The organism is Acidithiobacillus sulfurivorans, from assembly GCF_018853815.1.
GTDB classification, from domain to species: domain Bacteria; phylum Pseudomonadota; class Gammaproteobacteria; order Acidithiobacillales; family Acidithiobacillaceae; genus Acidithiobacillus; species Acidithiobacillus sulfurivorans.
Window position 1 is genome coordinate 1 of the sequence record NZ_JAAOMP010000081.1, and the last position, 8272, is coordinate 8272.

Annotated in this window: 6 protein-coding genes and 1 pseudogene; 4 read left to right on the top strand and 3 right to left on the bottom strand. The window is 50.8% G+C overall.

The annotated features are described in order from the left end of the window. Positions 1-458 precede the first annotated feature (458 nt). Positions 459-1667 (top strand): tyrosine-type recombinase/integrase, encoded by a 1209-nt coding sequence (locus HAP95_RS07595; protein WP_215883674.1) that lies wholly within the window; start codon positions 459-461, stop codon positions 1665-1667. Here HAP95_RS07595 and HAP95_RS17475 read toward each other — a convergent pair. Beyond that, a complete protein-coding gene (locus HAP95_RS17475) occupies positions 1646-1858 on the bottom strand; it encodes a helix-turn-helix transcriptional regulator (protein ID WP_226832643.1) in 213 nt (70 codons plus the stop codon). The genes HAP95_RS07595 and HAP95_RS17475 overlap by 22 nt on opposite strands. 204 nt (positions 1859-2062) lie before the next feature. Between HAP95_RS17475 and HAP95_RS07605 the strand changes: the two genes are divergently transcribed. Together HAP95_RS07605 and HAP95_RS17625 are read left to right on the top strand one after the other, a co-directional pair. Next, positions 2063-3403 carry a hypothetical protein gene (locus tag HAP95_RS07605; RefSeq protein ID WP_215883676.1) on the top strand — a complete coding sequence of 447 codons (1341 nt, stop codon included), beginning with the start codon at positions 2063-2065 and terminating at the stop codon, positions 3401-3403. A gap of 746 nt (positions 3404-4149) precedes the next feature. Continuing rightward, positions 4150-5016 carry an outer membrane beta-barrel protein gene (locus HAP95_RS17625; protein WP_438263653.1) on the top strand — a complete coding sequence of 289 codons (867 nt, stop codon included), beginning with the start codon at positions 4150-4152 and terminating at the stop codon, positions 5014-5016. Positions 5017-5288: 272 nt separating this feature from the next. Here HAP95_RS17625 and HAP95_RS07620 read toward each other — a convergent pair whose 3' ends face one another. Next, a complete protein-coding gene (locus HAP95_RS07620) occupies positions 5289-5975 on the bottom strand; it encodes an SOS response-associated peptidase (protein WP_215883677.1) in 687 nt (228 codons plus the stop codon). 234 nt (positions 5976-6209) lie between these two features. On the opposite strand from HAP95_RS07620, the gene gad reads away from it, so the two are divergent. Next, positions 6210-7583, top strand: a complete 1374-nt coding sequence (gad, locus tag HAP95_RS07625; RefSeq protein ID WP_215883678.1) for a glutamate decarboxylase — start codon at positions 6210-6212, stop codon at positions 7581-7583. A gap of 502 nt (positions 7584-8085) precedes the next feature. On the opposite strand, the pseudogene HAP95_RS07630 reads toward gad, so the two are convergent. Continuing rightward, positions 8086-8272 (bottom strand): annotated as a pseudogene (locus tag HAP95_RS07630) (IS5/IS1182 family transposase); the annotation flags it as partial.

Here is an 8272-nt window from a genome sequence, read left to right on the forward strand (position 1 = left end):
TTGTTGGGTGAACTGTTGGAATTGGGCCTGGAGGTCCAGTGCTGCGGTAGCTCTTTAAAGGCACAGGCTATAGAAACATTACCGAGCGGGGTCAGCAGAAGTTCCATGAAAGGCTTGTCCAGCTGGATCAGTGCCGCAGATGAAGTCGTGTGTTTTTGAGGGGGTCAAACAGCGCCTGTGACTTGTCAGCTTTCAGCAGAAAACAGCGTCAATATGGTTTACCCATGACCTGGTTCATTTTCCACGAAATTGTATTATATTTTTGGCGGAGAGGGTGAAGTCCAACCCTATGTCCACCAGCGTTCAAGATCATTAATAATAGTATTTTCATTCATCATGTTATAAAAATATCTATCCACTAAAGTCCGACGAAATTCGCCATAAGCCATGTTGTCGGGTAAGATAAACGGTAAGACAGACGCGTTTGGCGAAGTGTCACTTTATCAGAGGATAACACGATGGCGACGACCATTGGAAAACTCACCGTTCGACAGGTAGATACCCTGCCCGAAGGGTTTCACAGCGACGGTGGTAATCTCTATCTACGCGTGAAAGGCGGCAGCCGTGCGTGGGTCTTTCGTTACAAGGAGAAAGGACGCGTACGTGAGATTGGATTGGGACCCACTTCCATTCGTAAGCTAAAAGATGTTCGCGTTCTGGCGGAGGGTATGCGCAAGACCCAAGCCGACGGCCGTGATCCCGGCGAATTACTGCGTATTGATGCCTCCACGGAGACGGTATCCATGACCTTCGAGCAATGCGCCCAAGATTTGCTTGAAGCCAAGCGGCCCGGCTGGAAAAATGTCAAACACGCGCAACAATGGATTAACACCCTGCGTGACTATGCCTTCCCGGTTATCGGGGCCAAAGCCCCAGCAGAGGTGACGCTGGCGGATGTGAAATCAATCCTACTGCCCATCTGGACGACCAAAACAGAAACGGCAAGCAGAGTGCGTCAGCGGATTGAGGCGGTTTTGGATTATGCCGCTGTACATGACTGGTGTGATGGCACCCGAAATCCGGCACGATGGAAAGGCATATTGAACAAAGTATTGCCAGAACCTGGCAAGGTGAGTAAGCGCGAGCATCACGCCGCTTCAGCTTACACCGACATTCCCCATATCATGGCAGCATTGCGGGATAAATCGCATATCTCTGCCTATTGTTTGCAGTTTACCATTCTGACGGCCGCACGTTCTGGGGAGTCCCGTGGTGCCACCTGGGAAGAGGTCGATCTAGACACAAGAATCTGGACGATACCCGGCATGCGCATGAAAGCCGCAAAACCGCACCGGGTGCCACTGTCTGATGCCGCCATGGCTATTTTGAGCCAGATGCAGGCGTGGAGGATGGGCAACAATCCCAGGATCTTCCCCGGCGCCCGTGGCGGATTGTTGTCAGATGTGGCCGTGAACAAGACGCTTCACAGCGTGATCGCCGATGTGACGGTACACGGGTTTCGCAGTTCGTTTCGAGACTGGGGTGCCGAGCAAACCCATTTCCCGGCCGCAGTATTGGAGCAAGCGCTTGCCCACACCAACCCGAACAAGGTCGAGGCAGCATACCAACGTTCGGACCTATTCGACCTGCGCCGGAAGCTGATGCAGATGTGGGCAGAGTTTGCGACTGAGGCCGGTTCTTCGAGCTACCCCTCAGTGAGAAATTGATTGATTCTACCCTTTTCCTCTGGCGCGCATTGCTGGTCACTCGCCTCTCTGACTTGCAAGATATCCTCAATCCATTGTTGGACTTCGGCTGATGACCAAACGCTGGCACGTCCGATTTTTCGTGGAGAGGGGAATTGCCCTTTCCCAATGAGCCCGTAAATGGACGAGCGTCGCAGCGCGACCATGGACATGACTTCGGGGAGTCAGATCAATCGTGGGTTGTTATGATCGTTTGTGTTCACTGTATTCCCTCTTCTTGCTCTGTCAGGATGCAAGTTTGTTGAAATCCAGGAACGCTTGCACGGCGCAACTTTTTGAATAATTTCCGTTTCACATACGCGGATCAGGGATGACTGCAACTGAATACGATGAAGGTGCCAATAGGAAGGGCGACAATGCAAAATATGCGGGAAAAACTCGCTGACTACTGTCGAGCCTGGCGGGAGTTTTTGAAAGATACCTTCCGTGGGTATGAGCGCTGGCCTGACGGCGAGGCGCGCTACAAAGAGCGGTGGGAGTGTCTGAATGCTGTGTTAGCGGATTTTCAGCGCGCACCGACTAATTTTGATTCACGGTTCGGTGTGGGCTTAGCTGAGCGGATTCATGAAGCCGAACCGACCAAGACGCTGGAAGGTACGGGCCGAGATTTTTTTATGCTTCGACCTGAAGGATATGCCGAGGGGGAATTTGCCGACTACGATCTCGCTCAAAAAATGGAGGAGGCATACCGACTCATGGGCTGGGACGAACAGTACCACCATAGCGAACCAGACCGCATCTACAGCGAATTGAATAATTTTTTCAATGCACTTTCGAAGGAACTTCTCCGATACGAGAAGGATCGCGCGCTGGCTTTCTCTCGAAAAGAGAATGAGTGCCGTGAACACTATGAAAACAAAGTCATCCGATGTGCAGATACACGGGATCCCCGTGCAAAGGAACTATTTGCCAGGAAACACTGTGCATTCTGCTTTCGCCTTATACCCGAACGTTCTGGTGCGACAAAATCAACGATCGGCAAAACCTGTGCGTTACATGACCCCAAAAGGCGGCCAAGTCTATATCCAGCAGCTCTGGCAAGGCAAAAAGTCTTGCAAGCCCATATTGCCGTGCAAAGAGAAAACAAAAAAATAGAGGTCATGAGTAATAGAGATAATCCGGAACTGGCCCCTTTGCGCATACTCCGATTGATGGATCTTGCTTTGACGGCCCCACAGGACATTGAGTTACTGGATGATGATCTTTTCAACAGAACAAAAGCCTTGTTTTTATCTGATACCAAACAACAAGTTGATACTAACCTGCTCAACGCGCTGATGGATGAAGTGCAGAGTGAATTTCCGCCAATCGCCAGACCGGACCAGTTTGCAAAGAGCGTGCAGTCACTCATTGAAAAATCTCGACATACGCCCCCGCAATTAATCAAAGTGTTCGGCTGGTTTTTTTTCGACGAATTTCTGCCCTTTTATCCCAGCATGGTGGCCACCTACATGCGACTGTTTCTCGAAGAGTCGTGGTATGCGCAGAATCACGCACCAGAGTACTACGGCCTCGATCGAGGCAAGGGTCGACCACCGCAGGTTGATCCTCAGGAAGTCATTCAAGCATACAAAAGCTTACTCACCGAGGCACCCGGACAGGAACGGAAAGCTGCATCGATTTTAGCCCGAGAGTTTGGATGTACACCGCGTAGGGTGAGGCAAATATTGAAATCGCATAGATTGCCTAAAAAATGAAAACGGAGGATGGAAATTGTTTGACAGTTCAGCACACGAGCATTTTCTACACCGTATTGATGTTGTTGATACCTTTCCAATGGGAAAAATGCTTGATGCTGCGGGAGGAAGTATTGCGGATTGGCCGGACGGAGACCAAAGGGGAACCCGTTTTGGGTGAAGTACTGGCTTCAATGCAGCCAGTAGCCTCTCATGAAAAAAGGCCTTAAAAACGGCGATTACGACAACATCCGTAGGGAAAGCGCCTAAAACATGATTGAGGGTTAGCCTTTGGGATGGATGGCGCTTTTTTGTCAGGCCTTGGACAGGTCAGAAATGGGGTTCCTTTTTTAGGTTCGCAGAACCGTTTGGATGTCCTCCCTATGCTACGCTCCATTTGGAGCATTTTTCATGGAGTTTTTTTAGGGGGAAAAAACGCCATCATAATGTTTACGTTATGCCGGTTTTGGAGCATATGGCCGGTGATTTTTTTATAGAGAGTGTGCTGGATACATACTGGCATCACTTTGGCTCCAGTTTCGGCCCATTGCGAAAAAAGGTGCTTGGATCCATGTTATACGTCTATCCACTTAGTGGGTACAGACTGGCACCACTTTGTGTCCAGATTGGGGACATACTGGAGATAGCGCTGTTCCTATAAATCTGTACAAAGCGGTACAGAGGATTTATCCGCACACGGTTGATAGGCAGACATCACCTGCTCCTTGACGCTCAGTTGCGCCGGAGAACGGGCCAGAGCTGGACCATTGGGAAAGATTGACGTGCAAGGCATTGCCAGTGGCATGGCCTTCTATCAGGATGACCCAGGTACTTTGGGTGCCAAACGGGTGGGCGCTGATATCACCAATGGCATGGTGATTATCCAGAAAGAAAATGGCCCCATTCAGTTTTACATTCAGGCCGGGACTTACAGCTTTCCTACCCTGGCGTCTTCCTTGGCTTCAGCGACCAACACAATCAGCGAATATGGGGCATTACCCATGGCGTATTTAAAAATCGTGCCATCTTCCCATTTTTCGGTGGAAATTGGCAAACCGCCGTCCCTGATTGGCGTGGAGGATGCCTTCACCTATCAGAATATCAACATTGAACGCGGTTTGTTGTGGGATATGGAACCCACAGCGAGTCGCGGGATCCAGTTCAACGCCAGTGAAGGGCCTTTAAGTGCTTCCCTGTCGTGGAATGATGGTGACGGTGAATTCTCCATTGATGGCCGCAACCACGATTTTCCCATCGCTGGGGGTAATGGCTCGATCCACGATGATTTCATCCCCATCAAATATGCCCACATCCCGCATAGACCAGCCCGATACTCGGAGAATGAACGTCGCTTCCTTGTGTTGAACAAGATGCGCATTCAGATCAATCTGGTTTTCCACATAGTCATCGGCGGGAGACGGAAAACCTGCCGCAATATGGGAAACCATGAGCGGGAACCGGCAATGAGGCAAATCCGACCGCAAAGGACGGGGTGCTGTGGCCAGCAACGCCCGATTCGTACTGCCTGGAAATGCGCTGATCGAACTATGCATAAATGTCATCCTGAAGAGTATGTGGCTTTTGACCTTTTGCTGGTTGCCCTGCTTGATCCTGTTTCAGGCAGCCCCCGATAGAATGGATAACACCAATACCCTGCAACAGGTTCCAATGATCGGGTGCATACCTGGAAGACTGACGACCCAGCCAACCGGCCAGCAGCAAGGCGGGAATGATGACCCAAATGAAACTTAACGGTCTTGAAACCATTGACCGCGCTGGTTTCTGGGAAGATTTTGCGTGAATAGTACGCATGAGGAATCCCTCTTGAGCGCTTACTATATATTTATATAGTAAGTATTCCGCGCGACGCAAGTCCACTTTTCGCCTGGTGAACGGTTGAATGTCCTTATGCCGGTTGTGTTCCATCCCAAGGCAGAATGGCCTCTGGTTCATCAAAACGGGGGCTGTTCACCTGTGGGGTCACGGGAAAGCTTTCCCAAAGCGTCGCTGCGGGTTGTAAACAGGGTTCCAGATGTTTGCGCTGGGCGTGCGGATGCCACCAAAGCGACCAATGCTGAGGATTCAGAACCAGCGGCATTCGTGGATGCACCGACTGCAGTGTGGGGGGGGTGGCAGGAGCGGTGAGAATGGCAAAGGTATCCTCGGTTTGACCCTCTGTGCCCTTGTGTCGATCCCAGATGCCGGCCAGCCCCAGAATGCTCTGATCCCTGGCCCGGATGAGTACGGGCTGTTTTTCAGAGGGATCTTCAGGAATAAAAGGCCACTCAAAATACCAGTCTGCCGGTATCACGGCTCGCCGCAGACGAAAGGCTTCCCGAAACAGCGGTTGCGTCGCGACGGTTTCCACCCGCGCATTGATCGGTCGTATCTGGGTGCGGGTACTCCAGCCCGGCAAAAATCCCCAGCGCATGGGCACCAGTTCGAGACGCAGATCCGGAGCCTGACGCAGGACCGGATGCATCTGACCTGGTGCACGGTTGTAAGAAGGCGGGAATGCGCCATGCACCCGAAAACTTCCCCAGGCCTGCTGAAGATCCTCTGGACTGTGAATGAATCCATAGCGTCCGCACATGCATCCTCCCCAAATTACAGCCTTTGCTGACCATGCTACCATTTTACCAAGGTCAGCGGAGAATCGCTGCGTCATGAGTCTTGTTCCTATGGCCAAATCGGCGCGCCCCAGTAGGATGTGCCCACAGAACTCCTGGGTGGCCTGATTGAGCGGGTGGCCTTTTATAGCAGGAACTTTAACCACTGTGCGGAGACCAAAAGCAGGAAGCTCTCGCCCATCACCAAGGAGACCCACATGGTCAAGCGTTTTGCCAAAGACAGCGATATTACCCCGGCTTATGGATCCCGCACCATGGATCACCCCATTCCCAAATACCGTTTGCCTGATGGAGAAATGCCTGCGCAAACAGCCTACCAGTTGATTCATGATGAACTCATGCTAGATGGGAACGCCAGGCTCAATCTGGCCACTTTTGTTACTACCTGGATGGAGCCTGAAGCTGAAAAGCTCATGGCTGAAACTTTCGACAAAAACATGATCGACAAGGATGAATATCCACAGACCGCCGAAATCGAAACCCGCTGTGTGAACATGTTGTCTCGTTTGTTCAATGCCAACCCCGAAGAAAAACCCGTAGGCGTCTCGGCCATTGGTTCCAGCGAAGCCGTCATGCTCGCGGGTATGGCGTTGAAATGGCGCTGGCGTAAACGCCGTCAGAATAAAGGCCTGAGCACGGAAAAACCCAATCTCGTCATGGGCCGAAACGTGCAAGTCGTCTGGGAAAAATTCTGTCGCTATTGGGAAGTGGAACCGCGTTATATTCCCATGCAGGATGATCGATATACCCTGACTGCCGACGAAGTTCTGGCTATGGTGGATGAAAACAGTATCGGTGTCGTCGCGGTACTGGGTACCACTTTTACTGGGGAGTTTGATCCGGTCAAAGAAATCCACGATGCCCTTGTGGCCCATAATCAGCACAGTGGGTTGCAGGTTCCCATTCATGTCGACGCTGCCAGCGGCGGTTTTGTGGCCCCTTTTCTGCAACCCGATTTACACTGGGATTTTCGCCTGCCCAATGTGGTTTCCATCAACACCTCCGGGCACAAGTATGGACTCGTATATCCTGGAGTGGGCTGGGCGCTTTGGCGGGGTGAAGAACATCTCCCGGATGATTTGGTATTCCATGTCAATTATTTGGGCGGCGACATGCCCACTTTTACCCTCAATTTTTCCCGCCCGGGCAACCAGATTGTCGGACAGTATTACAATCTGTTGCGTCTTGGGCGGGAAGGTTACACGCGAATCATGTCGAATTTACGGGATACTGCCCTCTGGCTTTCTGGCGAAATGGCTAAAACAGGGCCCTTCAGTCTCTTGAGTGATGGCAGCGCCATTCCGGTATTTGCCGTACGCCTCAAAAAAGCCAAATCCTATAGTGTATTTGATGTATCCGAACGGCTGCGTATTCGGGGCTGGCAGGTTCCTGCTTACACCCTACCGGAAAATGCAGGCGGAATCGCCGTATTACGGCTAGTCATTCGAGAAGGGTTTTCACGAGATATGGCGGGTCTGCTTTTACAGGATATCAAGAACGTGATTGCTGAACTGGAAGCAGCCCCGCCCGCTACCCAAAAATCGGCAGATCAACGTTTTCATCACAATTAGCAGGCTTATGTCGGACTTTCGGTTTTGAAAAAATACAACATGCTGATTTATAGTGCTATCTGTAAATTCTCAGAAAATGGCCGATGTAATAGAATCAGTTGGTTAAGCGAATAATCCGGCAGTCTGCTAGCGAACGAAAGTAGCGGTGAAGCTTTAGCACAATTCGACCAGAAGATATCAATCAGAGAAACCACTCTGACAACATTTTGAAAAATGTAAAAATAGAACGCATGGAGGGCTTCCACATTCGTTGTGAGGAAATGGTCAAACTCGCTTCTCATCGTTTTACGGCGAAAATGTTTGCGGGATTGTATCGGTCAGTCGGTGATAGAACGTGCAGTCGTAACACAAAAAATCACGCTTGACATTACGGTTGACCCTGATGTTTATCATGAACTTAATATTGGTTGAATGTTAATCAACGTCATCTTTTGCCCTATGTCAGCATCACGCTTTTGCCACACAACCTCGTTGAAAATGAACATTCAACTGAATGATAGGCTGCGGCCAACCGGTCTTCTCGACGCTGGATCTCTTCGGGCAGATTCACGCCCTCGGGAATTACAGACTGATCCGCTTGTTCTGCCAGCGCAAAGAGCTCCTGCACTTCGGCTTGGAGATGACGCTCCATTTGCTCAATATGCCCATGGGACAGGGCTTGATGTTTGGAAGCGTTGGCGTGAATCTTG

Bases quoted from the DNA above. Each gene is read 5' to 3' on its own strand.
- HAP95_RS07595 (WP_215883674.1), top strand. From the start codon at position 459: ATGGCGACGACCATTGGAAAACTCACCGTTCGACAGGTAGATACCCTG.
- HAP95_RS17475 (WP_226832643.1), bottom strand. From the start codon at position 1,858: ATGTCCATGGTCGCGCTGCGACGCTCGTCCATTTACGGGCTCATTGGG.
- HAP95_RS07605 (WP_215883676.1), top strand. From the start codon at position 2,063: ATGCAAAATATGCGGGAAAAACTCGCTGACTACTGTCGAGCCTGGCGG.
- HAP95_RS07620 (WP_215883677.1), bottom strand. From the start codon at position 5,975: ATGTGCGGACGCTATGGATTCATTCACAGTCCAGAGGATCTTCAGCAG.
- gad (WP_215883678.1), top strand. From the start codon at position 6,210: ATGGTCAAGCGTTTTGCCAAAGACAGCGATATTACCCCGGCTTATGGA.